Origin of the sequence: Shewanella sp. (assembly GCF_048265805.1) — a bacterium.
Lineage (GTDB): Bacteria > Pseudomonadota > Gammaproteobacteria > Enterobacterales > Shewanellaceae > Shewanella.
On sequence record NZ_JBLXAT010000041.1, the window covers coordinates 1 to 25,500 of the forward strand.

General features: G+C 48.1%; 30 protein-coding genes and 2 pseudogenes. 22 read left to right on the forward strand and 10 right to left on the reverse strand.

What is annotated here, in order from left to right:
- Positions 1-128: pseudogene (locus tag ACN0TT_RS18950) on the reverse strand (IS5/IS1182 family transposase); the annotation flags it as partial.
- Between the two features lie 89 nt (positions 129-217).
- On the opposite strand from ACN0TT_RS18950, the pseudogene ACN0TT_RS18955 reads away from it, so the two are divergent.
- From ACN0TT_RS18955 to ACN0TT_RS18965, 3 genes and pseudogenes are all read left to right on the forward strand, one after another.
- Positions 218-799 (forward strand): annotated as a pseudogene (locus tag ACN0TT_RS18955) (sensor histidine kinase); the annotation flags it as partial.
- Entirely contained in the window at positions 780-1,208 is a 429-nt protein-coding gene (locus ACN0TT_RS18960) for a response regulator (protein ID WP_417763691.1), read from the forward strand. The pseudogene ACN0TT_RS18955 and the gene ACN0TT_RS18960, both read left to right, overlap by 20 nt.
- Positions 1,209-1,220: 12 nt before the next feature.
- Complete coding sequence (locus ACN0TT_RS18965) at positions 1,221-2,948, forward strand: putative bifunctional diguanylate cyclase/phosphodiesterase (RefSeq protein ID WP_417763692.1); 1,728 nt, start codon at positions 1,221-1,223, stop codon at positions 2,946-2,948.
- A gap of 160 nt (positions 2,949-3,108) precedes the next feature.
- On the opposite strand, the gene ACN0TT_RS18970 is transcribed toward ACN0TT_RS18965, so the two are convergent.
- Together ACN0TT_RS18970 and ACN0TT_RS18975 are read right to left on the reverse strand one after the other, a co-directional pair.
- Entirely contained in the window at positions 3,109-3,798 is a 690-nt protein-coding gene (locus ACN0TT_RS18970) for a TorF family putative porin (RefSeq protein WP_417763693.1), read from the reverse strand.
- Positions 3,799-4,066: 268 nt separating this feature from the next.
- Positions 4,067-4,339: an HU family DNA-binding protein gene (locus ACN0TT_RS18975; protein WP_417763694.1), complete on the reverse strand. Its 273-nt coding sequence runs from the start codon at positions 4,337-4,339 to the stop codon at positions 4,067-4,069.
- 516 nt (positions 4,340-4,855) lie between these two features.
- On the opposite strand from ACN0TT_RS18975, the gene ACN0TT_RS18980 reads away from it, so the two are divergent.
- On the forward strand, positions 4,856-5,386 hold the full coding sequence (locus ACN0TT_RS18980) for a DUF3016 domain-containing protein (RefSeq protein ID WP_417763695.1): 531 nt from the start codon (positions 4,856-4,858) through the stop codon (positions 5,384-5,386).
- 73 nt (positions 5,387-5,459) lie between these two features.
- Here the strand turns inward: ACN0TT_RS18980 and ACN0TT_RS18985 are convergent, their stop codons facing one another.
- A complete protein-coding gene (locus ACN0TT_RS18985) occupies positions 5,460-5,768 on the reverse strand; it encodes a prephenate dehydrogenase (protein ID WP_417763696.1) in 309 nt (102 codons plus the stop codon).
- A 46-nt stretch (positions 5,769-5,814) separates the two neighbouring features.
- On the opposite strand from ACN0TT_RS18985, the gene ACN0TT_RS18990 reads away from it, so the two are divergent.
- Complete coding sequence (locus tag ACN0TT_RS18990) at positions 5,815-6,690, forward strand: TraB/GumN family protein (RefSeq protein ID WP_417763697.1); 876 nt, start codon at positions 5,815-5,817, stop codon at positions 6,688-6,690.
- Here ACN0TT_RS18990 and ACN0TT_RS18995 read toward each other — a convergent pair.
- Positions 6,687-7,457: a methyltransferase domain-containing protein gene (locus ACN0TT_RS18995; protein ID WP_417763716.1), complete on the reverse strand. Its 771-nt coding sequence runs from the start codon at positions 7,455-7,457 to the stop codon at positions 6,687-6,689. The genes ACN0TT_RS18990 and ACN0TT_RS18995 overlap by 4 nt on opposite strands.
- Positions 7,458-7,641: 184 nt before the next feature.
- Here ACN0TT_RS18995 and ACN0TT_RS19000 point away from each other — a divergent pair, with 184 nt between their 5' ends.
- The 3 genes from ACN0TT_RS19000 (at position 7,642) to ACN0TT_RS19010 (ending at position 10,751) form a co-directional block, all read left to right on the forward strand.
- Positions 7,642-8,475, forward strand: coding sequence for a MaoC/PaaZ C-terminal domain-containing protein (locus ACN0TT_RS19000; RefSeq protein WP_417763717.1), 834 nt, complete (start codon positions 7,642-7,644; stop codon positions 8,473-8,475).
- 142 nt (positions 8,476-8,617) lie between these two features.
- Positions 8,618-10,318: a formate--tetrahydrofolate ligase gene (locus ACN0TT_RS19005; protein WP_417763698.1), complete on the forward strand. Its 1,701-nt coding sequence runs from the start codon at positions 8,618-8,620 to the stop codon at positions 10,316-10,318.
- A gap of 103 nt (positions 10,319-10,421) precedes the next feature.
- On the forward strand, positions 10,422-10,751 hold the full coding sequence (locus ACN0TT_RS19010; RefSeq protein ID WP_417763699.1) for a hypothetical protein: 330 nt from the start codon (positions 10,422-10,424) through the stop codon (positions 10,749-10,751).
- On the opposite strand, the gene ACN0TT_RS19015 is transcribed toward ACN0TT_RS19010, so the two are convergent.
- Positions 10,748-10,873: a hypothetical protein gene (locus ACN0TT_RS19015; protein ID WP_417763700.1), complete on the reverse strand. Its 126-nt coding sequence runs from the start codon at positions 10,871-10,873 to the stop codon at positions 10,748-10,750. The two genes, ACN0TT_RS19010 and ACN0TT_RS19015, sit on opposite strands and share 4 nt — an antisense overlap.
- A gap of 158 nt (positions 10,874-11,031) precedes the next feature.
- On the opposite strand from ACN0TT_RS19015, the gene ACN0TT_RS19020 reads away from it, so the two are divergent.
- Positions 11,032-11,769 carry a 1-acylglycerol-3-phosphate O-acyltransferase gene (locus ACN0TT_RS19020; protein WP_417763701.1) on the forward strand — a complete coding sequence of 246 codons (738 nt, stop codon included), beginning with the start codon at positions 11,032-11,034 and terminating at the stop codon, positions 11,767-11,769.
- 32 nt (positions 11,770-11,801) lie between these two features.
- Positions 11,802-12,191, forward strand: coding sequence for a ribonuclease E inhibitor RraB (gene rraB / locus ACN0TT_RS19025; RefSeq protein ID WP_417763702.1), 390 nt, complete (start codon positions 11,802-11,804; stop codon positions 12,189-12,191).
- A 56-nt stretch (positions 12,192-12,247) separates the two neighbouring features.
- On the opposite strand, the gene degS is transcribed toward rraB, so the two are convergent.
- Complete coding sequence (gene degS, locus ACN0TT_RS19030) at positions 12,248-13,327, reverse strand: outer membrane-stress sensor serine endopeptidase DegS (protein WP_417763703.1); 1,080 nt, start codon at positions 13,325-13,327, stop codon at positions 12,248-12,250.
- A 156-nt stretch (positions 13,328-13,483) separates the two neighbouring features.
- Positions 13,484-14,839 carry a DegQ family serine endoprotease gene (locus tag ACN0TT_RS19035; RefSeq protein ID WP_417763704.1) on the reverse strand — a complete coding sequence of 452 codons (1,356 nt, stop codon included), beginning with the start codon at positions 14,837-14,839 and terminating at the stop codon, positions 13,484-13,486.
- A 299-nt stretch (positions 14,840-15,138) separates the two neighbouring features.
- Between ACN0TT_RS19035 and zapE the strand changes: the two genes are divergently transcribed.
- The 8 genes from zapE (at position 15,139) to rlmB (ending at position 22,815) form a co-directional block, all read left to right on the forward strand.
- Positions 15,139-16,245, forward strand: a complete 1,107-nt coding sequence (gene zapE / locus ACN0TT_RS19040; protein ID WP_417763705.1) for a cell division protein ZapE — start codon at positions 15,139-15,141, stop codon at positions 16,243-16,245.
- Between the two features lie 206 nt (positions 16,246-16,451).
- Positions 16,452-16,880, forward strand: coding sequence for a 50S ribosomal protein L13 (gene rplM / locus ACN0TT_RS19045; RefSeq protein ID WP_417763706.1), 429 nt, complete (start codon positions 16,452-16,454; stop codon positions 16,878-16,880).
- Positions 16,881-16,894: 14 nt separating this feature from the next.
- Positions 16,895-17,287 carry a 30S ribosomal protein S9 gene (gene rpsI / locus ACN0TT_RS19050; RefSeq protein ID WP_238897770.1) on the forward strand — a complete coding sequence of 131 codons (393 nt, stop codon included), beginning with the start codon at positions 16,895-16,897 and terminating at the stop codon, positions 17,285-17,287.
- Between the two features lie 77 nt (positions 17,288-17,364).
- On the forward strand, positions 17,365-17,553 hold the full coding sequence (locus ACN0TT_RS19055; protein WP_417763707.1) for a DUF2065 domain-containing protein: 189 nt from the start codon (positions 17,365-17,367) through the stop codon (positions 17,551-17,553).
- A 63-nt stretch (positions 17,554-17,616) separates the two neighbouring features.
- On the forward strand, positions 17,617-18,915 hold the full coding sequence (locus ACN0TT_RS19060; protein ID WP_417763708.1) for an adenylosuccinate synthase: 1,299 nt from the start codon (positions 17,617-17,619) through the stop codon (positions 18,913-18,915).
- Positions 18,916-19,038: 123 nt separating this feature from the next.
- Positions 19,039-19,653: a tetratricopeptide repeat protein gene (locus ACN0TT_RS19065; protein WP_417763709.1), complete on the forward strand. Its 615-nt coding sequence runs from the start codon at positions 19,039-19,041 to the stop codon at positions 19,651-19,653.
- 30 nt (positions 19,654-19,683) lie between these two features.
- The gene (rnr, locus tag ACN0TT_RS19070; RefSeq protein WP_417763710.1) at positions 19,684-22,071 is read left to right on the forward strand and encodes a ribonuclease R; all 2,388 of its coding nucleotides are present in this window, start codon (positions 19,684-19,686) and stop codon (positions 22,069-22,071) included.
- A 3-nt stretch (positions 22,072-22,074) separates the two neighbouring features.
- Entirely contained in the window at positions 22,075-22,815 is a 741-nt protein-coding gene (gene rlmB, locus ACN0TT_RS19075; RefSeq protein ID WP_417763711.1) for a 23S rRNA (guanosine(2251)-2'-O)-methyltransferase RlmB, read from the forward strand.
- A 66-nt stretch (positions 22,816-22,881) separates the two neighbouring features.
- Here rlmB and ACN0TT_RS19080 read toward each other — a convergent pair whose 3' ends face one another.
- A complete protein-coding gene (locus ACN0TT_RS19080) occupies positions 22,882-23,625 on the reverse strand; it encodes a DUF481 domain-containing protein (RefSeq protein ID WP_417763712.1) in 744 nt (247 codons plus the stop codon).
- A 201-nt stretch (positions 23,626-23,826) separates the two neighbouring features.
- Here ACN0TT_RS19080 and rpsF point away from each other — a divergent pair, with 201 nt between their 5' ends.
- From rpsF to rplI, 4 genes are read left to right on the forward strand one after another with little or no spacing between them, the layout of a single operon-like run.
- Positions 23,827-24,231, forward strand: coding sequence for a 30S ribosomal protein S6 (rpsF, locus tag ACN0TT_RS19085; protein ID WP_417763713.1), 405 nt, complete (start codon positions 23,827-23,829; stop codon positions 24,229-24,231).
- A gap of 8 nt (positions 24,232-24,239) precedes the next feature.
- Complete coding sequence (gene priB / locus ACN0TT_RS19090; protein WP_417763714.1) at positions 24,240-24,545, forward strand: primosomal replication protein N; 306 nt, start codon at positions 24,240-24,242, stop codon at positions 24,543-24,545.
- A gap of 12 nt (positions 24,546-24,557) precedes the next feature.
- Positions 24,558-24,785 (forward strand): 30S ribosomal protein S18, encoded by a 228-nt coding sequence (gene rpsR / locus ACN0TT_RS19095; protein WP_025009344.1) that lies wholly within the window; start codon positions 24,558-24,560, stop codon positions 24,783-24,785.
- A gap of 36 nt (positions 24,786-24,821) precedes the next feature.
- Complete coding sequence (rplI, locus tag ACN0TT_RS19100) at positions 24,822-25,274, forward strand: 50S ribosomal protein L9 (RefSeq protein ID WP_417763715.1); 453 nt, start codon at positions 24,822-24,824, stop codon at positions 25,272-25,274.
- A gap of 104 nt (positions 25,275-25,378) precedes the next feature.
- Here rplI and ACN0TT_RS19105 read toward each other — a convergent pair.
- On the reverse strand, positions 25,379-25,500 hold a 122-nt coding region (locus ACN0TT_RS19105; RefSeq protein WP_417763718.1), incomplete at its 5' end, for an IS3 family transposase.

Below are 25,500 nucleotides of genomic sequence, written 5' to 3' on the forward strand. Positions count from 1 at the left end.
GTTCGCATTCGATAGAGAATACCTTCTAGGGTATTTCTGTGTTCGTACTTGTTGTAAACGCGCCCACTTTCGGTGAGCACACGTTTTAACTTTTTCCATGCATTATCTGTTAACATTGTTCGCGGCATAGCATCATCCTAGGTGTAAAGATTTTTGGCGAAACCATTATACCTTGATGCTATGCCGTTCATTTCTTACACAAAGATCAACACTGCCTAGTGAAACGGTACACAAATATCTGGGGCTAATTCATAGCCGAATCCAACGGATGATGAGCTTACTCGACGGCTTATTAGCATTTTCTCGTGTTGGCCGTAATGACGCAGAGTTGGTTGAAGTGGATAGCGCCTTCCTTGTAAAAGATATTTTTGCTTTGGTTAACGTTCAGCCCGATTTCAAGCTACAACTAGATACTGAACTACCAACATTCGTTACCGCTAAAGTGCCGCTGGAGATGGTGTTTCGTAATCTGTTTAGTAATGCCATTAAACACCATGACAAGCCTGCGGGGTTACTACGTGTAGGCTGTGAACTGCGTGGTGTGTATTACCTATTTTATGTGGCAGATGATGGCCCAGGTATTCCCAAACGGTTTCAGCAAAAGGTGTTTGATATGTTTCAGACGTTGAAACCGCGTGATGAGGTTGAGGGCAGTGGTATCGGGTTGTCGCTAGTGAAAAAGAGCGTGGAGAGTTTAGGCGGAAAAATTTGGTTGGAGTCTTCAGAGCGAGGCTGCAGTTTCTTCTTTACTTGGCCAATAACAACAGGGAAGACATCGCATGACACAACAAGCGTATGACAATATCACCATTTTTTTGATTGATGACGATGATGTGGATTTTATGGCGGTTAAACGCAGCATGACACAACTCGGGTTACGTAATCCGTTAGTGCGTGCGCGTGACGGACTGGAGGCGCTCGACATGTTGAACAATCAACATGTGCAAGCACCTTATCTGATCCTGCTCGATCTCAACATGCCGCGGATGAACGGTTTAGAGTTTCTTGAGCATATTCGCGATGATGATGAGTTCTCGATGGCGGTCGTCTTTGTGTTGACCACTTCTGCTGCCGACGACGACAAATTTGCCGCTTATAGCCATCATGTGGCGGGCTACATCGTCAAAAACAGTTTGCGTAATGGTTTTGTGAATCTGTTTGATATGTTGCAGCAGTACTGCAGCGTAGTCGAGCTGCCCTATCAGTAAGAGGATGTGCTGATGGACTTACTCTTGATCGACGACGATGAAATCGATAGAACTGCAATCTTTCGCGCATTAGCTAAGTCATCACTGTCGGTAAATATTTTTGAAGCCAACAATGCCGTAAGTGGGTTAGCTCTCGCGGGCAAGCAGCGATTTGATGGCATTTTACTGGATTACCGTTTGCCGGATGCAGATGGTTTAGAACTGTTGTCACAACTGCACAAAACCGTGGGCGCTACTACCGCAGTAGTGATGATCTCACGCTATGAAGATGAGTCTATCGCCGAACGTTGTATTGAGATGGGCGCCCAAGACTTTCTGTTGAAAGACGAAGTAAACAGCCGCCGATTGACACGGGCAATTCGCCAAGCTCAGCAACGGGCGAATATGACCCAAGCGTTGCACCAAAGCCACCAACAGCTTAAATCACTGGCGGAACTCGACTCGCTGACCAAACTCTCAAACCGCTATGGCTTTGAACTTTTTTTACAACGGGAGTTGTCATCTCGCCCATGCCGAGATGACCTGGCGCTGGTACTGCTCGATCTGGATGACTTTAAAGTCATTAATGACTCTCTTGGGCATCAAGCTGGTGACCAATTATTAGTACAAGTCGCACAGCGATTACGCCAGCTCACCCCGCACAATGGCCTCATTGCCCGTATTGGTGGCGATGAGTTTGTCGCGATACTGACGGGGCCGGAGGTGATCAAACAAGCCACCGCTTGGACGAGTGAGCTATTGCAGGCATTGCAACCCGCGTATCGCGTTTATGGTCAATCACTTACTATCAGTGCCAGCATCGGTATTGCTGTGTATGGCGAGTTAGCCAGTACCGCTACTGAGTTACTCAAGTGTGCGGATATTGCCATGTATACCGCTAAGCGCAACGGGCGCAACGGCATACAGTTGTACAGCAAAGTGTTAGCTGAAGAAGTAACCCAGCGTAACCGGATTGCCACTGGTCTGCGTAGTGCTATTAGTCAGCAACAACTTTGCCTGTTTTATCAGGGCAAGTTTGCCGCTGATACCGGCCAACTGCTGGGAACTGAAGCATTGATCCGCTGGCAGCATCCGGAAGATGGCTTATTAGCCCCTGAAGCGTTTTTACCGATTGCAGAAGAGATTGGCATGATGGACGAGCTGGCAGAGTGGGTATTAAAAGAAGCCTGTCGACAGAATCAGCGTTGGTTAGTCATGTTAGGTGCCAATGCGGCCCATCTCAGTGTGGCAGTCAATATGTCGCCTTCACAAAAAATGCCAGAAAAGTTACTCGGCCAAATTCAGCAGGCGTTGGACTACTCGGGAATGCCTGCCAGTGCATTAGAACTTGAGCTAACAGAAAATGCGTTGATTGAAAACTCGGATTTGCTGGCCAAAACACTGGAACAAGCCGTTGCTTTGGGTGTGACCATTGCGTTGGACGACTTCGGCACTGGGTTTTCATCGTTAGAACACATCAAAGATTTTCCCATCCAAGTGCTAAAAATGGATAAGAGCTTTGTGTTTGCTGTTGAGCACGATGAGCGCAGCCGTCGTTTACTCACCGCGTTGATTAATTTTGCCAAAGGGCTAAATGTGACGTCCGTGGCGGAAGGGGTTGAAGCCTCGCTGCATGCGGATTTTTGCCGCTGTATTGGCTGCGATATTTTGCAGGGCTATCACTATTGTCAACCGATGAGCGCTGCGCAGTTTGAGCAACGGTTTATTGTGCCGTTATTACCAGTAAGTGCATCTAAGTGAACTTGATATAATAAAGCCCGCCACCGGAGGTGAGCGGGCTAACGCACATTGATTGAGCGTTATAGTACTCAGAGTAAGCCATCCGTGCTGAGTGAGTACCGAATATTATTATTATTTTTATCGTTGTTATTTTCGTAGGGTGGAGCGTTTACCTTTAGAACTAGAACGTGAAACCGTAGCTGTAACCCAAGACAAATTTCACATCATCACCATCAAGATCGGTATTGGCCAACTTGAATGACACATCGCCGATAGAGGTCGTCTTAGTCACGGAAACATTGTATTCAGAATAATTGTCTTCACCGTACCAGCTTTCGATGACATCGCCAGTAGAGTAGGCGTAGTACAAGCCTAAGCTTACGGTATCAGTGATAGGGAAGGTGGCTGCTGCGTGGTAGTAGGTATAGTCTTTTTCATCTAAGCCGTCTGCTGCTACATCGTCGCCAGCATTGACGAATTTAGCCACACCGACTTCCAACCATTGATAGCTCAGGGTGAGATAGAGTTCGCCAAAGTCGATATCACCTTCTGAGTCTGGGTAGCCATAGTACAAGTAACCCACGTCGTAATTAATTTCACCAATGGAGTTGGCGTAGCCACCGTAAAAGTCCATTTCATAACTGGTATCGTCACCAAAGTCGACCGTTGAACCCCAAGTACCGATATAGAAACCCGATTCATGGCTGTAATCGATACCGCCTTGAATCGCTGCTGCGTCGTCAGTTTGTGTAACGCCACGCCACAAATAGTTGGACGTGCCGCCAATGTTGCCAGTGATTTCAGCTTGGCTCATTGGTGCGACTAACATCAGACCTGCAAGCACTCCCAATGAAAGCAGTTTTTGTTTCATATTCATCCCCTAATTATCCCTATGTAGCTGTTCCCTAACATGCTGGGTTCAGCGGCTTCGTCTTGTGTTGATTGCAGGATTTATAGAGCTAAAGCTGTGCCAAGATTGAAAATCTTTGTTTTACATGAAGTTAAATAATTGTAACGGCAGGATAATAAATAAGCGTGCACAAAGTTTGTGCGTTATGGGCGAAATTGGTGCATTTTTCGGCGGGACAAAATAAAAACGCCCCATAAAGAGGCGTTTGGTATTCGCTTATGGCTAGTGATTAATTAACACTATCTTTCAGAGCCTTACCAGGCTTGAATTTTGGGATCACTGCTGCAGGGATTTGGATTTCTGCACCTGTTGATGGGTTACGGCCAGTGCGTGCTGCGCGAGTAGCGGTTTCAAATGAACCAAAACCGACAATAGAGACTTTACTACCGTCCTTGAGTGCTTCAGTAATGGCTGATTCGATAGACTTCAGGGCAGAGGTGGCTTCCGTTTTTGTTAGTTCAGCCTTCTCAGCAATGCTGGCGATAAGTTCAGCTTTATTCATATTACATTTCTCTTGCTATGATGAGTGTTATTGTTATGGCGCTGTTAAGTTGCCATAAGATGAGCTGGGTTTAAAGGGGGAAGCGGTAGATATTGATAAATTTATCAATACAAATATGCATGAAGCACAGCGGATTAATAAATAAGCGTTATCAAGAGCCTCACATAGTATGGGTAACATCTTATTAACGGTTTAGCATTCGCCCATGCAATACCGCAAAAATACGGCTGCGCACTCCTACGGTGCATCATTCAACATGATGGCCTGATGTTGTGCAGGCATCACATTCTTACATTGGTGAGCCAAATGACCGGTTAACTAGCGTGATGGCCATTCGCTGACTACAGTGAAGCTTGGCGCCTTGAGCAAGCGCTACCTTGGCGTTGGTCGTGCAAAGATGTGCAAGGTCGGGAACTGTTTAGCTGTATAGTGATCCAACGATAGGATGATAATATTGTTTAGTTTAAGCTGGTGGTTATTCGGACTAGCGATAACCATTTTAAAATGGAGGCGTATATGAAAATGGGACTGATATTGGCCAGCATACTGCTTTCTGGCTGCGTGGTTGCAGCGCCAGAACCAGAATCTGCGCAGCAAGATCCGGTGACAGAGTCAGGCACTGTGAAAATTGAGTGGCAAGCACCAGAGAAATATCGTGATGTGCGTTCTGCATCTGAAAATAATGAAAAATTTCGTCTACGGGTGTTTAAGACACTGACCGAATCATTAGCAAAAGATGCAAGCAAGTTATTAAAAGAAAATGAGAAAATTGAACTTGTCGTGACCGATTTAGACTTGGCGGGTGACCTGCGACCAACCTTTGGCGCGACCGCCAGTGATCTGCGCATTGTCAAAAGCATTTATCCACCACGCATTACCTTTAGCTACCGCGTATTTGAAGGTGATGATGTGATCATGGTGGGGTCGGAAAAGTTGCGGGATCCAGGTTTTTTGGACCGCAGTTATTTGAATGACCAAGACTCGTTCCGCTTCGAGAAAGATATGCTCAAGCGTTGGTTACGTGAAACCGTAGCACCTAAAGCTTAGAGTTATAGGGCGATAAAAAAGAGGCCAATACTTCCAGTATCGGCCTCTTTTTTACCTGCATCATGCGAGGCAATTAATTCCGGCTTTGCTCTTTAAACTGCACTAGGGTACTTAATAGCAGGGCTAAACGCTTAACCACCGATTCTAATAAGGCCTTATCGGCCTGCTGTTCTAACTGGGTGACCGCTTCCGCCAGCTCTTTTACATAGGGTAAAAAGCGCGTGCTGCTAGTGGTAAATCCCTGTTCATCTGAGAAAATTTTAGAAAATTTTCCATGGCCAGCCTGCTGCAACTGATCGAGCTTAGCGTCTGCATCCACCGCTTGACGATAGGCGGTTTGCAGATTGGTTTTAAGTTGCGTAATCACATTGCCGTATGGCATAACAGGCTCCAATTTTTCCAAAGTGTGGGCATTATAAGGAAGCGATATGAGCACAACAAGAAAATGGTGGGCATTCGCTGCTGCGCTGGGGCTATTTTTCAGCCAGACACTGTGGGCGAACGAATCGATCTCCCCGGTATTTTACCAAGTGCAATATCAAGGTAAGACCGCTTGGTTGCTTGGCTCCTTCCACGTAGGCAAAGCCGATTTTTATCCGTTGCCACAGCAAATTTCTGCGGCCTATCAACAAGCGGAAGCGCTGGTGTTAGAAGTCGATTTGCGAGACCCCAATATGCCTAAGCTGGTCCAACAGTACGGCATGCAACCGCAAGCGATCGACAGTGACACTCAAGCGGTACTGGATAAGTATTGTATCGACCAGCCCGTTTGCCAACAGTTAGCGCCGCTTTCACCTTGGCTACAAGCCATGCAACTGAGCGTCATGCGTTTGAGCCAGCATGGTTATAGCAGCGAATATGGCACTGAAACGCAGTTGCTAAAGCAGCTTGGACAACGACCGTTACTCGCGTTAGAAACCTCAGAAAGCCAGTTCGCTATGTTGGCAGGGTTGCCTGTCGCCGTGCAGTGGTCAATGGTGCGTGATGCGATATCGGCACCAGATAGCGATATTGATGCGCTAGTGACCGCGTGGCAACAAGGTGATGCTGCCGCACTGAGCCAGATGACTGAAGCAGAATTACGTGAGCAGGGGGGAGAGCAGATGCTTAACCAAGTGCTTTGGCAGCGTAATCAAGTGATGGCGGATGGCATCTTACAGTATCTTAAACAGGCCAAGAAACCGCTATTTGTCGCTGTCGGTGCCGCCCATTTAGTGGGCAATCACAGCGTGATTAAATTGCTTCAAGATGCGGGGGCAAGCAGTACTGATTGTCAGCGTCAGCACTGCCAACTAGTGGATTAGACGGTTTTCTTACCCATTAAGTGAACATAGCGTGCCAGTGATAGATATGGTTGCTGGCGCGAATATTTAAGCTCCATCTCAACTAACTGCGCAGGATTAAAATCTTCTGGCAAGCGGCGATTCATATAATCGTGGATCACCCGTACGCCGGACATTGCCAACGTTTCAAGTTGCCATTCATCGAACCATTGCTGCACTGTGGCAATCTCCAGCGGATGATCTGGGCTTAGACGTGACTTTTTACGCGCTTTCAAGCCATTGTTTACAAAATCGAAATTGCCAGAGATCAACGCATGAAAGCGCATGGCATCAACATTGTAAAACATCAGTGAGAACAGACCATTGGGCACCAACAACGTCAGTAAATTGGTTAAGGTGCTGTGGGCATCGGATAGCCATTCGGCCACCGCATGACACAAGATCAGGTCAAATTGGCCTAGCTCTGCCGCAGATAGCGCTTGGATTGGACTGTGCACCAAACGGATATCCACTGCTTGTGATTCAGCTTCGATATGACGCTGGGCTTCCGCCAACATTTTTTGCGAAATATCACACAAAACCACTTGATGGCCTAAACGCGCTAATTTGAGGCTGAAATAACCAAAACCACCGCCCGCATCGAGGATACGTAATGGCCGTTTTTCGGTCGTTGCTAGCATTTCCTGTAAGTCACGCCACATTACTGCTGCGCGAATTTCCCCTTTCGGTGTACCATAAATGTTGTTGGCAAATTTGCCGACCAGTGTATCGAAATTCTTGTCCTGCACGATGGAATAGCTTAGGGTGATGTGTGCTCGAAGTTTCTCATAATTCAACGTCAATGACACTATTCTTAATTATTTCATTGAGATAATGGCGCACAGTCAGCGACTGTAACCCGTTGAATCTGCAGTTTTGTTGTTATTTTTCAGTGGTGATTGGTAAATGGAATCCTGTATGGAGTTGCGGGCAATGCCCTCGTTGTTTTCACTGTACCGCAAAATTTTCTTTGGTCGTAAACCAGGTTGGGACCAGCAACCGCTGCCACAATTGAAGGTCAGTACTGCCGAAGTCCCATTACACAGCGCTAACGTGGCTGACTACGCTGAAGTGTGTGGTTTTGCTTTTGATGGCAATGTGTTACCGCCAACTTACCTACATGTATTGGTATTTAGATTACACGCTACCTTGTTCACCCATGAGGCGGTGACCTTTCCGCTATTGGGATTGATTCATCTAAACAACCGTATCGAATGCTTACGCCCAGTGACGATTGATGAGAAAGTCCGCTTAGAGTGTTCGCTTAGTGATAGTCGCGACAATGATGCCGGACTAGAGTTTGACGTGTGCGCTGAAGTGTTTGTCGGTGAGGAAGTGGTATGGCGTGCCGTGTCAACCTATCTGTATCGTACCGGCAAGTCTAGGCGCGCTCGTCCACCAAAAGCCAGTGATATGCCGTGGGATGATGCCGCATTTTGGCACTTGGGCGATGATTTGGGGCGTAAGTACGCCAAAGTATCAGGGGATTATAACCTGATACACCTGCATCCATTACTGTCAAAGCGTTTTGGTTTTGATCGGATCCTGATCCACGGTATGTGGTCCAAGGCGCGATGCGTCGCCGAGTTGATGCCACAATTGCAATATCCATTCGCTGTAGATGTTGCGTTTAAATTGCCGTTGTTTATGCCTGCAACGGTGAGCTTTGGCGCACAGCCAACGCCTAATGGCGTGACTTTTGAACTGCGTGATGAGAAAGGTCGCCGGCCACACCTGTTTGGCACTATCGAATACCTCAGTAAATAATAGCGATAAGCAAATCGACGCTTGGTTTTTTTGAGCGAGCTAGTGCTTTTACAAGTTGGGGAAACATGACACTTAAGTGTTGTCGTATTTTCCCCTATGATGCCGTCTTTAGACGTAATCCGCCGTAAGAGCAGACCCCTACATGTTGTCAGATATTGAAATCTCCCGCCAAACATCGCTGATCCCCATCGGTCAGATCGCCGCAGTGATGGGGCTATCGCCGCAGCATTACCGTTGTTACGGTAATACGCGCGCCAAAATTGCTATCAACGCCGCGGCGAACCGCCCCAAGCAGGGCAAGTTGGTCGTCGTAACGGCGGTTACTCCCACACCGTTCGGCGAAGGCAAAACCGTGACCAGCATTGGCTTAACCCAAGCATTGCATCAATTAGGGCACAAAGTGTGTGCGTGTTTACGCCAACCGAGTATGGGGCCAGTGTTTGGTATCAAAGGTGGTGCAGCTGGTGGCGGCTACTCGCAGGTTGTGCCGATGGAAGAGCTTAATCTTCATTTAACTGGTGATATCCACTCGGTAAGTAGTGCGCATAACTTGGCGGCGGCCGCTATTGATGCACGCTTACATCATGAGCAACGCCTTGGGGTGGAAGAGTTCACTCGCCAAAGTGGGTTAGCTGCATTGAACATTGATGCGGAGCGCATTGTGTGGAACCGCGTTATGGATCACAACGACCGTGCACTACGCAGCATCCGTGTTGGTATGGGTGTCAATAACGGGCCTGAGCGTGATTGTTCGTTTGATATCACTGCCGCGTCAGAGTTAATGGCTGTATTGGCGCTCAGCCGTAATTTAGTGGATATGCGAGCGCGAATCGGTCGTTTATTGCTGGCGTTCAACATGGCTGGGCAACCGATCACCGCTGAAGATCTTGGGGTGGCTGGTGCAATGGCGGCAGTGTTGCGTGAAGCCATCGAACCCACCTTGATGCAAACCATTAACGGTGCCCCCTGCCTGATCCACGCCGGGCCCTTTGCTAATATCGCTCACGGCAACTCCTCCATTATTGCCGATGATATCGCCCTGAGAACCTCGGATATTGTGGTCACAGAGGGCGGTTTTGGCTCAGATATGGGCTTTGAGAAATTCTGCAATATTAAGACGCGCGCCTCTGGCAATACGCCCGATTGTGCCGTGCTCGTGGTGACATTGAAGGCATTGAAGAGTCATGCAGGCATTGATGCTGAAGAGATCAAACATCCTAATCTAGCCGCGTTAAAGCAAGGATTCGTTAATTTGCAGTGGCATATCGCCAATGTAAAACAGTACGGTGTGCCCGTGGTGGTGGCGATTAACCATTTCCCTGAAGATACCGACGCCGAGCTACGTTGGTTACAGCAACAAGTGCTCGCTTCGGGCGCGAATGCGGTGGCGATCAGTGAAGCTTTTGCTAAAGGCGCTAAAGGTGCGACGGTATTGGCTGGGCAAGTGTTGGCGTGTTTGACTAAACCACGTCAATTTAAGCCGCTGTATCGGACCGAGGACGGATTACTGCACAACTTACAGGTGCTGGCTGAGCGAGGTTATGGTGCCGCAGGAATTGAGCTATCTGAACAAGCGCAGCGCGAGCTTAAGCAGATCATCGCACTGGGTGGAAATCAGTTGCCGTTGTGTATGGCAAAAACTCAGATGTCGATTAGCCACGATGCCAAACTTAAAGGCGCACCATCCGGTTTTGTGTTGCCAATTAACAGCCTCAAGCTCAACGCGGGCGCCGGCTTTGTTACCGTATTTGCGGGGAGTATCATGACGATGCCGGGGTTAGGTATTACGCCAGGCTATTTGAAACTCGATATTAATGCCCGCGGTGAGATTATCGGTTTTTAGTGGCTAATAGCGGCGTTGCATGGGATTCGTGTGACGCAGGCTATACCCGTTGCAATACAGTTGTTAGAATGCCGCGCCTGTTGATGAATGAGTAACCAGTAACGTGATTTGTAGCCATTGTAGTAAACGGATTTCTATCGACCAAATAGCCGAACAACGGGGGCAGGGTTTTACTGCGCAGATCCGTTGTCCACACTGTAGTGCATGGTTAGGACGCACTGCATGGTTATTGCGGCTAAAGTTAATCGGCTTTTATACGGCATTGGTGATGGCTGGTTTAGCGTGGTGGCTGCCTGACTGGCGTGGTGGTTGCACTGTGATGGCAATTCTTGGGGTTATCACTCTGCTGTTGTCGCATATGATGGATCAACTGCAAGTGGTTGAGCGACCACCCCAAGTGGATGATAGCGCTGAGCGTCAGCGGTATCGCTAACTGATCACTCGCTCTTGGTTAGTGAGTGATTGTTCTACGTAGTAAATCCCGCCAAACACGCCACCAAAGAGCACGATGGCAATAATGATCAATCCAAGATGTTTGCGAATAAAGCTGAACATGGGTGAGTTCCTACACTAATTGGTCGCTGGCTACGTTAGAGATATACACTTAACTGTTGCTTAATCAAATGCTAAATCGACTTTAATCGTTTGGGCGGCCAATTGAGCAAACTGGCACTGATCGTTATACTGTCGCCCCCGCGAAGAAGGAGCGAGATATGTTGCTGTTGTTGAGGTGCCTATTGTTGGTGCTGATGCTAGCCGTGTTGTTTGTTGTTGGTATTGCCTATTGCTTGGTGCGGCCGTTACATCGCAACAATGTGTTTATGCTCTCTCGCCCTTTTAGTTGGTGCGGTGCAATTTTGGGTATCAAGGTGGAGGTGCGCCATCCCGAGCGTGCTCATGTGCAGCCCTGCATCTTTGTGGCGAACCATCAAAATAACTACGACTTATTTACCCATTCCAAAGCGATGATCCCCGGTACTGTTACCCTTGGTAAACGCAGTCTGATGTGGATCCCGCTATTTGGCCAAATTTATTGGCTGTCCGGCAACATCATGATTAACCGCAAGAATCGCGCAACAGCGGTGGATACGTTGAATAAGACCGCGCAGCGCATTCGTGATGAAAAACTGTCAGTATGGATCTTTCCCGAAGGCACGCGCAGCCGCGGCCGCGGCATGTTGCCATTTAAGGCGGGGGCATTTCATACTGCCATTAGCGCGAAGGTTCCCGTGGTGCCCATCGTGGCGAGCTGCCAAGGTGATATTAAACTTAACCGCTGGAACAATGGCACTATCATTGTGGAAGTGTTGCCAGCCATTGAGACGGCGGACTTAACATCGGCGGATGCAAAAGTGTTGGCACAGCAGGTACAGCAGCAGATGTCGGACAAATTTACCGAATTAAACCAACAGCTCGGTTACGCTACTGAGCTGAGCAACGATCAATTATAATCAGTGGCGTTATGGCCACGTTGGAGATGCTGATGTCTATTGAACGTCAACTTAAAGAGCAGATGGATGAAAATCGCGATATCGTAGAATCATTGTTGCAGGATGGCTCAGATCCTGATGCGGAGTACACGATTGAACATCACTTCTCATCAACCAATTTTGATAAGTTAGAAAAGGCGGCAGTGGATGCCTTTAAACTTGGCTTTGAAGTGAACGACGCTGAAGAAGTGGAAATGGACGATGGTTCATTGCTGTTCTGCTTTGATGCTATTGCCAACCATGCACTCGATGTGGCGTTGTTGGACAATGCTTGTGAGAAGCTGATGGCATTAGCAGCGAAGCACAAAGTGGATTACGACGGTTGGGGCACCTATTTCGTAGGCGATGAAGTCGATGATGAGCCCGCACCAGTGAGCCATTAAGACTACAATAAAAAACGCCGATAATGTTATCGGCGTTTTTTATGGTGGTGCATGAATTAGTTGTTGTCGCTGTTGTAAGTGACGGCTTTTTCTCCCATCACTACTGGCACATCTAACAGTTTGCCGTTGCGTACCACTTGCAGGGTCACTTTAGTATTCGGCGTTGTTTCGGCAATGCGGTCTAGCAGCATGGTGCTACCGGTAACTGGCTCGCCTTGGTACTTTACAATCACATCGCCAACTCGTAATCCCGCCGCTGCGGCTGCACCTTGGCTATCAATAGTGTTAATTACCACTGCCCGCAGATTAGGAATGTTGAGCATCTGTCCCATAAACGGATCGAGTTCCTCACCTGAAACCCCCAACGCTCCGCGGATCACTCGACCATCTTTAATCAGCTTATTCATAATGGTGTACGCCAGCTTGATCGGAATGGCAAAGTTAATGCCATGGCCGCCACCCTCATTACCGAGTTGATATGCGGCGGTATTAATCCCAATCAGGCTACCTGTGGTATCGATCAAGGCACCACCTGAGTTACCAGCGTTAATGGCTGCATCGGTTTGAATAAAATCCAAATAGCCAGTACTCAAACCACTACGACCAGTGGCGCTAATGATGCCTTGGGTGATGGTTTGGCCGATGTTATAGGGGTTACCGATAGCGAGTACGATATCGCCCACATTGGGTGAGGTTTTGAGATTAACGTGGACGGTGGGCAGCTTTTCGCCCTCAATTTTCAATACGGCTAGGTCAGTATCGGGATCTAACCCAACAACTTCAGCACTGAATTTACGGCCATCCTGCAAGGCAACCACGATTTCATCGGCTTTACGGACAACATGGAAGTTCGTCAGGATGTAGCCTTCGCTACGCATGATGACACCTGAGCCTAGTCCCTGCAGTTTACCTTGATTGAGTGGCCGATTAGGGGTTACGCCAAGGTTGTAGATGTTGACTACCGCGGGAGCTGCTGTGCGCACGGCGCTGTTAAACGACAAACGTTTAAGTGGGTTATTACTGCTGAAAAGGTCGAGATTATTGCTCGTAAAACTGTTGATGACAATGACAACAGCTGCCATGACAAGGCCAAAGGCGATCGCTTTACCGAGATAGAGCAGAGTATCTTTAATCATTGGGTAGCTGCTGAGTTAACTGTTTGAAAGATAGGCTAGAGTATCAGTTTTTAATAAGGTGGACTATTGCCTGATGCGGATTTGTTAGCTGGTTTGCAACAATTTGTCATATAAAAAAGCGCTGCGACTGCAGCGCTTTTATTCCAAAAACACAGATTAACCGCGTAACACCAAATAAAGTAGGCTGTTGTCACGCATGATCTTCAAGGCGACACCGCCTTCATGCGCTTTCAGGCCTTCTTTTAGCTCTTTCAGGGTTTTGATGCGGGTACGGTTGATACCGATAATCACGTCACCTTGCTGTAGACCGCTCATTGAGGCGGGGGAACCGTCAGCCACGTTGGTGATTTCAATACCCTCTTTCTTATCTTCCAAGGTGGCCCCTGCCAGCATTGGGTGAATTTCACCTGCTGCTTGGTCGGTCACATCGGTCGCTTCACCCAGTTCAACCTCAACCGTTTTTTCATCACCATCGCGGATGATACCCAATTCGACTTCTGTACCAGCGCCCATAGTGCCAATTTTAGCGCGTAGCTCTTGGAAGGTGCGTACTGGCTTATCATTGATGCTGACAATGATGTCGCCTGCTTTAATGCCCGCTTTATCGGCTGGGCTATCTTTTACCACTTCATTGACAAAACCACCATGTTGCGATTTCAAACCAAAGCCTTCCGCTAAGTTGCTATCAAGGTTGCGCCCCATTACCCCAAGTACACCGCGGCGTACTTCACCGTGGTCAATAATCTGCTGTACAAGGTTATGCACCATATTGGCTGGAATGGCGAACCCAATTCCGACGTTACCGCCGCCTGGAGCAACAATGGCAGTATTAATACCAATCAGCTCACCTTTAAGGTTAACCAAGGCACCGCCTGAGTTACCGCTGTTGATGGCCGCATCGGTTTGAATAAAGTTTTCCAGCATCTCAATACCTAGGCCGCTACGTCCAAGCGCACTGACGATACCCGATGTGACGGTTTGCCCCAGACCAAAGGGGTTACCAATGGCTACGGCAAAGTCACCGACGCGGGTGGCGTCAGAATCAGCAGGTTTAATGGCTGTTAGGTTGTCAGCCTCAATCTGTAACAGCGCTACGTCCGATTCTTTATCCGTACCAATAAGTTTGGCGGTGACTTCTCGGCCATCATGCAGGCCAACTTTAATTTCATCTGCATCGTCAATCACGTGGTTGTTGGTAACGATGTAGCCTTTATCGGCATCTATAATCACACCAGAGCCTAAACCGCGGAACGGCCGTTTCTGCACTTGTTCTTGTGGGGCATTAGGGCCAAAGAAGTAGCGAAATACATCTGGCACTCGTTGTTTAGAGACTTTGTTGCCAGATACCGCCACTGAAACCACCGCTGGGGTGACTTTCTCAAGCATTGGGGCAAGGCTTGGAATTTGTTGCCCGTCGACCGATTGTGGAATAGATGCTTGAGAGATAACTGGTGTCATCATCATGCTTGCACCCAACAGCGCTGCAGATATCAGTGATAATTTAGTCTTCATCGAGGTTTGCTCCTAATCTCCGAATTCGGAATTTTGCATCAGTCATGCTTAAGCGAATTTGGGGCAGCTCGCTTGAGCTTTTGTTATTACTCGGACTGAGCGTTATTCACAAAAGTTTCTGCCATTAACAAAGATTAATTAATTCGTTACATCCGGCCTGCAACCTTTCGCACTTGTAGTGATTAGCTACCTTAGTCATCCGGTTGTCGAGTAGGCGAGCTGTCATGAGCGTGCTACCATCTGTAGCAAAATGTGAACGACATCACTATGTCAAATAGGGTTTAACGAGAAGAATTCAAGTGGCAGTATCAACACCTTGGCAACGTTACCAGCAAGATCTCACCCGCGAAGACTTTAGTTACGACGCCGCCCAAGAGCAGGCGGTTAAAGCATTACAGCGTGTGTTTGATGAACTACAACAACCGCAAGCCAAAGGCTGGAAAGCTTGGTTTGCCAGATCCACAACGCCTGAAGTCACAGGCTTGTACCTTTGGGGCGGCGTAGGGCGGGGTAAAACATATTTGATGGATCTGTTTTACGATGCACTACCGGGCCAACAAAAATTACGGGCTCACTTTCACCACTTTATGTTGCGTATCCACCGCGAACTCAATGATCTCAAAGGTGTACAAGATCCTTTGTTGGTTATCGCGAAAAGAATGGCGAAGCAATATCGTGTCATCTGCTTTGATGAGTTTTTCGTCTCGGACATTACTGATGCGATGTTGCTAGGCACGCTATTCACAGCATTGTTTGAGCACGGTGTCGCCTTGGTGGCGACGTCGAACATCGTTCCCGATGAACTCTATCGTAACGGTCTACAGCGGGCGCGCTTCCTACCAGCTATCGCGCAAATTAATGCGAACTGCCAAATCCTGAATGTGGATTCGGGCATCGATTATCGCTTGCGCACGCTAGAGCAAGCTGAAATCTATCACTATCCATTAGATAACGAAGCGCAGAGTAATCTGACGCGTTATTTTGAACAGCTCACTAATGGTGCCGAAGTGCTGACCAATCCGCTGCATATTGATGGGCGTGATATTAAAGCGGTGAAACATGCTAATGGCGTATTGTGGTTGGACTTTCGTGCGGTATGTGATGGCCCGCGTAGTCAACTGGATTACATGGAAATTGCCACGGCTTACCACACCGTATTGCTGTCTAGCGTTGAGCAAATGGGCGCGCTGCAGACGGGGGATGACATCGCGCGGCGCTTCTTAGCCTTAGTCGATGAGTTTTATGAGCGCCGAGTGAAGCTTATTATTTCAGCGGCAGTAGCGTTAGATGAGCTCTATACTGAAGGCTTACTGAGCTTTGAATTTCGCCGTTGCCGCTCGCGTTTGGTAGAGATGCAATCACGCGAATATTTGGCGCAAGAGCACCTGCCGTGCGAGACGCCGTAATCTCGCTATTTTCTGATGGTTTTACTCAAAAAAGCAGGTGATTTTTAACTCAGCTTTGTCTATAATCCACGCCCTGCCCACGTTACTCCGTCCGTGTTGGGCGGATTAAATGCCAAAATATATTCGAAGGGGTATATCGAAGGCGTGTATTGCTGAGTCATGTTGATTCAGCATGTGACAAATTTTAACTTTGGGTTTTTGTAATAATGAAGACTTTTACTGCCAAGCCAGAAACTGTAGCTCGCGACTGGTATGTTGTTGATGCCGAAGGTAAGACTTTGGGCCGTATCGCCACTGAAATCGCATTGCGTCTACGTGGTAAACACAAGCCTGAATACACTCCTCACGTAGACACTGGTGATTACATCATCGTTGTTAACGCTGAGAAAGTAACCGTAACAGGTAACAAAGCCTTTGGTAAGCAATACTACTCGCATTCAGGCTTCCCAGGTGGAATCAAGCAGATCAGCTTTGAAAAACTGCAAGCGCACAAACCAGAGATGATCATCGAGAAAGCAGTTAAAGGTATGCTGCCAAAAGGCCCACTGGGCCGCGCTATGTTCCGTAAACTGAAAGTTTACGCTGGCGCAGAGCATAACCACACTGCACAACAACCTCAAGTTCTTGATATCTAAACGGGATTAAGCAAATGGCTGCAACTCAGTACTACGGCACTGGCCGTCGCAAAACTTCAACTGCCCGCGTATTTGCAAAAGCAGGCAGTGGTAATATCGTTGTTAACAAGCGTCCACTGGACGTTTACTTCGGTCGTGAAACTGCTCGCATGGTAGTTCGTCAACCACTTGAGCTGGTTGAAATGGCTGAAAAACTGGACATCTACGTGACCGTTAAAGGTGGTGGTATCACTGGTCAAGCAGGTGCAATCCGTCACGGTATTACTCGTGCATTGATGGAGCTGGATGAAGCTCTGCGTCCTTCTCTGCGTGCTGCTGGTTTCGTTACCCGCGATGCTCGTCAAGTTGAACGTAAGAAAGTGGGTCTGCGTAAAGCACGTCGTAAACCACAATTCTCTAAGCGTTAATTTGCACAATGCGAATTGCAAAAACCCGGCTATATGCCGGGTTTTTTTATGGGGATATAGCGACTAAGGAGATACGAATGAATAGTCATACGCTGGTGCTTGCGCTCGGTTTAGTGCTGATTATTGAGGGCTTAGGGCCGTTACTGTTTCCAAAAAGGTGGCAACGGTATTTAGCCGAAATGTCACGCCAACCCGCAGCCACACTGCAGCGCGTAGGTGGTGGTCTCGCACTGGTTGGGGCAGTTATTCTGATTATTTTTTCATAAACCGTACCCCCAGAGATTCAAATCTGTTAGAATTCTTTTTTAACCGCAACCTTGCAGCAAACAATGGGCAAAAATGTAGTTGTTCTCGGCACACAATGGGGTGACGAGGGAAAAGGTAAGATTGTCGACCTTCTAACAGAACAGGCAAAATACGTCGTTCGTTACCAAGGTGGCCACAATGCTGGTCATACACTGGTTATCGATGGTGAGAAAACCGTCCTTCACTTGATTCCATCAGGCATTCTGCGTGAAAACGTAAAATGTGTCATCGCTAACGGTGTGGTATTAGCGCCAGACGCACTGATGACTGAAATCAAGATGCTTAAAGATAAAGGTGTTCCTGTTGAGGAACGTCTGCTGATCTCTGAAGCATGTCCACTTATTCTGCCATATCACTGTGCACTTGATATTGCTCGCGAAAAAGCGCGTGGTAACAAGGCTATTGGTACTACTGGCCGTGGTATTGGACCTTCTTACGAAGACAAGATCTCTCGTCGTGGCTTACGTGTAGGTGATCTGTTTAATCCAACACTGTTCGCTGAAAAGCTGAAGGAAGTGATGGAATACCACAACTTCACACTGACTGAATACTACAAGTGTGAGCCTGTGGATTATCAGAAAACCTTGGAAGATGCGTTGGCTTTGGCTGACTATCTGAAAGGCATGTGTGTTGATGTAACAGAAATGCTGGATAACGCGCGTAAAGCGGGTGAACCTATTCTGTTTGAAGGTGCTCAAGGCACTATGCTGGACATCGACCACGGTACTTATCCGTACGTGACTTCATCAAATACTACTGCTGGCGGCGTTGCTACAGGTAGTGGTATCGGTCCTCGCCACATCGATTACGTTATGGGCATTATTAAAGCCTATAGTACTCGTGTAGGTGCCGGTCCATTTCCAACAGAATTGTTGGATGAAGTAGGTGAACACTTAGGCACCAAAGGCCAAGAGTTTGGTGCGACTACTGGTCGTCGCCGTCGTCCAGGTTGGTTGGATGCTGTGGCAATGCGCCGCGCAGTTCAAATCAACAGTCTGAGTGGTTTCTGTCTAACTAAGTTAGACGTACTTGATGGTCTGAAAGAAGTGAAAATCTGTGTAGCGTATGAGCTGCCAGATGGCACAACCACTAAAGCGGCACCTTTGGCTGCTGAAGGCTACGAGTTGGTTAAGCCTATTTACGAGACCATGCCAGGTTGGAGTGAAAACACCTTTGGTGCTACTTCACTGGAACAGCTGCCTCAAGCGGCGCTGGATTACATTAAACGGATTGAGGAACTGCTGGAAACGCCTATTGATATCGTTTCCACTGGACCTGACCGCAATGAGACCATCATTAGCGTCAACCCATTTAGTGAATAATCGAAAAGGCCGCTTAGCGGCCTTTTTTATTGGGGTAAATATCGCCAACTATTGCTATGTCGCTTTAGATTTAGATTATACTGCCGATGATCAGTTATCAGACCCATCATTCAGGTGCTAACTATGATACTGCGGATACTATTATTGTTGCTCAGCGCTACCGCGTTAACTACGCAGGCTGAACTCAAAGCGGTAGACGTCTACGGTAATGAAGAGTTACTGCAATTGATCCGCCAGAATACCTATCTTGAGCGGGTGAAGCGGGATGATTGTCAGATAGTAAAAGATATTGAAGCGCATGCCAGCGTGTTGCAGGAACCCTTGTACCAAATTCTGTGGGGGGAAATGCTTAATTATGGCGTGTGTGTTGAGGCGCAACCGTCACGCGGTGTTGAATGGTTACGTCGAGCCGCAGAGCAAGGCAGCCCAGAGGCGATGCTCAAGCTTGCTGACTATTACGAGCAAGGCAAGTTTTTAATGAAAGACCCCGAGCGGGCAGTGTTTTACGTATTTCCTGCCGCATCGGAAGGTAACCTCGCAGCACAGATGAAACTAGTAAAGTTGCTCGGCGAGGGACATGGTACGCCAAGAGACTATGTGTTGGCCTACCACTGGTTATATAACCAAACCTTTGCGGATGCCAAGACGCAGCAGCAAAGTGAAAAGTTACTGGCCAAATTGGCGCAGTTGATGCCAGCCAGCCAGTTAGAAAGAGCTAAAGCAGTTCAGCTACACTAACTACAGCTGAACGCAAAAAATGGAAATTGAATGACTAAAGATCCTCATTTTGAGAGAGAAAAAGATAAATACGACAACCCTATTCCTAGTCGGGAATATATTCTGGAATATCTCCAGTCGCAAAAATCACCCCTCAATCGTGACAGCATCGCTCAGGCACTGGGCATCACCATCCAAGATGAAGAGCAGTATGAAGCACTGCGTCGCCGTTTGCGTGCGATGGAACGTGATGGTCAGCTGGTGTTTACTCGCGGTCAAAGCTATGGCTTACCGGAGCGGATGGATTTAATTACAGGTAGCGTGATGGGTCATCGTGATGGTTATGGTTTTTTCCATCCCGATGAAGGTGGTGATGACCTATTTATTCACCACGGCGATATGCAACGTTACTTCCACGGTGACCGTGTGCTGGCACAGCGTGCAGGTGTAGAACGTAAAGGCAAAAGTGAAGCGCGGATTGTGCGATTGCTGGAAGAGCGTAAAGCGCCGTTGGTTGGCCGCTTCTATGTCGATGGTGGCATGGGCTTTGTCGTGCCGGATGATAAACGTATTGCCCAAGAGATCCTCGTTGAAAACGCCGATAAGAATGGCGCACGTGCCGGTGATGTGGTGGTGGTTGAGTTAACTCGTCGCCCTGGTCGCTATGTTAAGGCGGCAGGTAAAGTGACTGAGGTTCTTGGCAAAGAGATGGCGCCGGGAATGGAGATTGAGATTGCCCTGCGTAACTACGATCTGCCACACACTTGGTCCAACGTTATTGAGAAAAAGCTGCGCAAGATCCCTGATGAAGTGCAAGAAGAGGATAAAGTTGGCCGTGTCGATCTACGTGAGTTACCGCTAGTCACTATCGATGGTGAAGATGCGCGAGACTTTGACGATGCGGTCTACGCCGAACGTAAGCGCGGTGGTGGTTGGCGCTTATGGGTTGCTATTGCGGACGTGAGCCACTATGTCCGTACCGAATCCGCACTGGATAAAGAAGCTCGTGCTCGTGGTAACTCAGTGTATTTCCCTTCGCAAGTGATCCCAATGCTACCGGAGAAGCTATCCAACGGCCTGTGTTCGTTGAACCCTGGGGTGGATCGCTTATGCATGGTGGCGGAGATGACGATTGCGGCTACCGGTAAGCTGTCGGGCTATAAGTTCTATCCAGCGGTGATGCATTCTCATGCCCGTTTCACTTACACCAAAGTGGCGGCAATGTTAGACACTGGCGAAGCGCCGGAAGAATACCAAGCGCTGTATCCGCATCTGCAAGTATTGCAAGAGTTGTATCTCACCTTGGATGAACAACGCCACCAACGAGGGGCGATTGGTTTTGAAACGGAAGAAACACAATTCATCTTTAATGAGCAACGCAAGATTGAACGTATTGTGCCGCGCTCGCGTAACCAAGCGCATAAGATCATTGAAGAATGCATGATTTTGGCTAACGTTGCGGCAGCCAAGTTTGTGAAAAAACATGAAGGCGAAGTGCTGTATCGTGTGCACGAGGCGCCATCGGAGCAGAAACTCACTAACTTCCGTGAGTTCCTGCGTGAGCGTGGTCTGCAGCTCGGTGGTGGCTTAGAGCCACAACCCATCGACTTTCAACTGCTGATGGAGCAGGTACGTGAACGTCCAGATGCGGAACTTATCCAAGTGATGCTGCTGCGTTCAATGCGCCAAGCGACCTATACACCAGATAACGATGGCCACTTTGGTTTGGCCTTGGAAGAGTATGCTCATTTCACCTCTCCTATCCGTCGTTACCCTGATTTAGTGTTGCACCGTGTGATCCGCTATCTGCTCGCTAAAGAGCAGGGGGCGGCGGAAAATAAATGGACCGAAGATGGTGGTTACCATTATCAAGCGGAGGAGCTGGATTTACTTGGCGAGGAGTGTTCCAATACCGAGCGCCGCGCCGATGAAGCAACCCGCGATGTGTCTGATTGGCTCAAGTGTGAGTTCATGCAAGACCATGTTGGCGATGTATTTGAAGCGGTTGTTGCGTCAGTCACCAGTTTTGGCTTATTTGTCCGCCTCAAAGAGCTGTTCATTGATGGTTTAGTACACATCTCAACGTTGGGCAGTGATTACTACCAGTATGATCCTGCACGGCAACGTCTACTGGGTGAACATTCTGGCAAGGTATATCAGATTGGCGATCCGGTAACGGTAAAAGTCGCTGCGGTAAATCTTGATGATCGCCAGATTGACCTATTAATGGCAGATGAAAACAGTCATGGTCGCAAGCGCTCAAGTGGCAAGCCGCGTCCGTTGACCGCGCGCGAGCGGGTTAACCTAGAAGGCGCTAAGATCAGTGCCAAAAAGGGCCGAGTGGCAGCGAAGAAGGGCGCTAAGCCAGCGAAGAAAAATCAGTCAACTGCTAAGCCTGCTAAGGGGAAAGCGGTGAAACGACCAAAGAGAAAGAAATAGTCGATGAAAAAGCAAGAATTGGTGTTTGGCATTCACGCCGTATCTTCATTACTTGATCACGCACCAGAGCGTGTATTAGAGATGTGGCTGATGTCTGGTCGTGTGGATGAACGTATCCAGCCCTTGTTAGAAAAAGCGGCTGCTGTTGGTATTCGACCACAGCCCGCCGCGCGCAAAACACTCGATGAGAAAGCGGATAGCACGCAGCATCAGGGCATTGTAGTACGGGTACGCCCAGCCAAAGTGTTAACCGAGAACGACCTAGAAGCACTGCTGGATAGCACCGACACGCCATTTTTATTGATTCTGGATGGTGTGACCGACCCGCACAACCTAGGCGCTTGTTTGCGTAACGCCGACGCCGCCGGTGTGCATGGTTTGATTGTGCCCAAAGATAACTCTGCCAGCATCACGCCAGTGGTCAGCAAAGTGGCTTGCGGTGCGGCTGAAACCGTGCCGTTATTCCAAGTGACTAACCTAGCGCGTACCATGAAACGTTTACAAGAACGTGGCGTGTGGATTGCCGGCACGGCTGGTGAAGCTGATAGCAATATTTACCAAGCTAATCTTACCGGCCCGCTCGCCATCGCCATGGGCGCTGAAGGCAAGGGCTTACGCCGTTTGAGCCGTGAAGGCTGTGATACGCTAATTTCCATTCCAATGTCTGGCTCGGTATCGAGCCTGAACGTATCGGTGGCTACCGGTATCTGCTTGTTTGAAGCTGTACGCCAGCGACTGGGCTAAGCCGTTTATCGGTCAATAACGAAAAAGGGACGGCACTGCCATCCCTTTTTTTTATCACGTTGCTGACTATTGAAAGGTATACAGCAGGTTGAATGTCGTGATGGTATCGGTCTGTTCACTGCCTTCAGGCACGATTTCGGTGTATTTCATGTTAACACCTACTTTAAATGCCCAGTCTTGGAACAAGGTGTTCTTGTAGCCGATATCCAGCGCTACCGTATTGTTGTTTTCGCCAATTTCAGCGGTCAGATCGGCGTTAAAAGTGGTGTATTCGTGGATCTTCTGCTCAAATTTTGCCGCGGTACGTATAATCACATCTTTCTCGGCATTCGGGTGTGGATCATCTTCGGTATCGCTCGGCAGGTTATATCGATAACCTGGACCCACTTCTAAGCTCAGCTTAGTGCGACCAGTGCTGATAGCGTCGAAACCATAACCACTAGAAACGGTATAGATATTGGTATAGGAACCGAACTGGTCCCAGATAAAGTCACCACGGCCATACACATAGCCTTTGCTGAGCTTATAGTTAGACTGATATTGCAGATCGTAGCGTTCAGCGGTAGTGCCTTCATCATCCGCTGCGTAATAGCCTTTAATGGTGCCTTCCTGAGTGGCCTTGGTGGTGTCATAGATCAGCTTGGTTCGTCCGTTGAAGCTAGAGGAATCGGTGTTCCCCGTATTTAGCTGAAAACCGGCTTCAATTTCTGCGCGAAAATTGTTAGCAGGCTCATGGTAATCGGGCGGTACTAAAGCGAACGCTGGCAGTGAAATAACTGATAACAGCGCCAGCACAGGAGTTTTTGTCATTATTCTGGCTTTCTTCATGTTAGCGACTTCATATATTGGCGAACATGATACCTGTGAAGAGTGGTGAGGCAAAGTTATTGCTTGAGTTTGATGGCGCCTTTATGTACTATTCCGCGCCTAAATCAGTCACTTTATTTCGTTCCTTGCCTCTACGGGTCTGACTGAGCCAATATGAGGCTAACAAACCGTAAGGAGCAATAAATGCGTCATTACGAAATCGTATTTATGGTTCACCCTGATCAGAGTGAACAGGTACCAGGTATGATCGAACGCTATAGCGGTGTTATCACCGAAGCGGGTGGTCAAATCCATCGTCTGGAAGACTGGGGCCGTCGCCAATTGGCATATCCTATTCAAGACCTGCATAAAGCTCACTACGTTCTGTTGAACGCAGAAACTACTGCAGAGTCTATCGAAGAGCTGGAAACAGCTTTCCGCTTCAACGACGCTGTTCTGCGTAGTCTGGTTATGCGTACTAAAGCTGCTATCACTGAAGCTTCTCCAATGGCTAAAGCAAAAGACGAACGTGATTCACGTCGTGCTGCTGTCAGCGAAAGAGCTACTGAAGAAGCTAGCGAAGAACAGGCTGAAGAGAGCGCTGAGTAAGTTTTTCTGTGACCACCAATCATTTGGCGTTGTCAGGACGGGTTCTGCGTTGCAGAGCATTTGATAGTCCAGCAGGGATTCATCATACGGTACTGCAGTTGGAACATAAGTCTCTACGCGTAGAGGCTGATATGCAACGACACGTATATTGTGTGATTCAAGTGATTTTAAGTGGCCAACGCTTTGACAGCGTAACAGACAAACTGAAAGCCGGTGTGGATATACAAGTTTCAGGATTTATTGCATTGCAGCAAAGCCGCAATGGACAGAACCGCTTGGTATTACACGCCGAAAATGTCGAATTGAAAAATTAGGAGACTGTCATCATGGCACGTTATTTCCGTCGTCGTAAATTCTGCCGTTTCACTGCTGAAGGTGTAACGGAGATCGATTACAAAGATATCGCTACTCTGAAAAACTACATCACAGAAAGCGGTAAAATTGTTCCTAGCCGTATTACCGGTACTAGCGCTAAATATCAGCGCCAACTGGCTCGCGCTATCAAACGCGCTCGTTATCTGTCTCTGCTGCCATACACTGATTTGCATCAGTAATTGGCACTGAATTCATTGAATTAAGAGGAATTGATAATGAACGTTATTCTGCTTGATAAAATTGCGAACCTGGGCAACCTGGGTGATCAAGTTTCAGTTAAAGCTGGCTACGCTCGTAACTACCTGCTGCCGCAAGGCAAAGCAGTTGTAGCTAACGCTGAAAACGTAAAAGTTTTCGAAGCACGCCGTGCTGAACTGGAAGCTAAAGTTGCTGCTGAGCTGGCTGCTGCTAACGAACGTGCTGAGAAAATCTCTGCTCTGGAAGCTGTGGTTATCGCTTCTAAAGCTGGTGATGAAGGCAAACTGTTCGGTTCAGTAGGTACTCGTGACATCGCTGATGCTGTAACTGCTGCAGGTGTTGAACTGGCTAAATCTGAAGTTCGTCTGCCACTGGGCGCTCTGCGTACCACTGGTGACTTCGAAGTTGAAGTTCAACTGCACGGTGAAGTTAACGCTGTTGTTAAAGTAACTATCGTTGCTGAAGCTTAATTCTTAGAATTAAGTTTGAAGAAAAATATCCTCCGGCATAGCCGGAGGTTTTTCATATGCGCCTATAAGGCTCTCTGATCTGATCCAGTAATAGTGGACATTTGCTAAGCACTATTTTTTAATTCAAAGTTTTCTGGGCTCAAATAACTAAGAGCACTATGCCGTCTGGTCCGATTGTAATCAACCTCAATGTACTCAAATACCGCTTGTCTCATTTGCTCTCGTG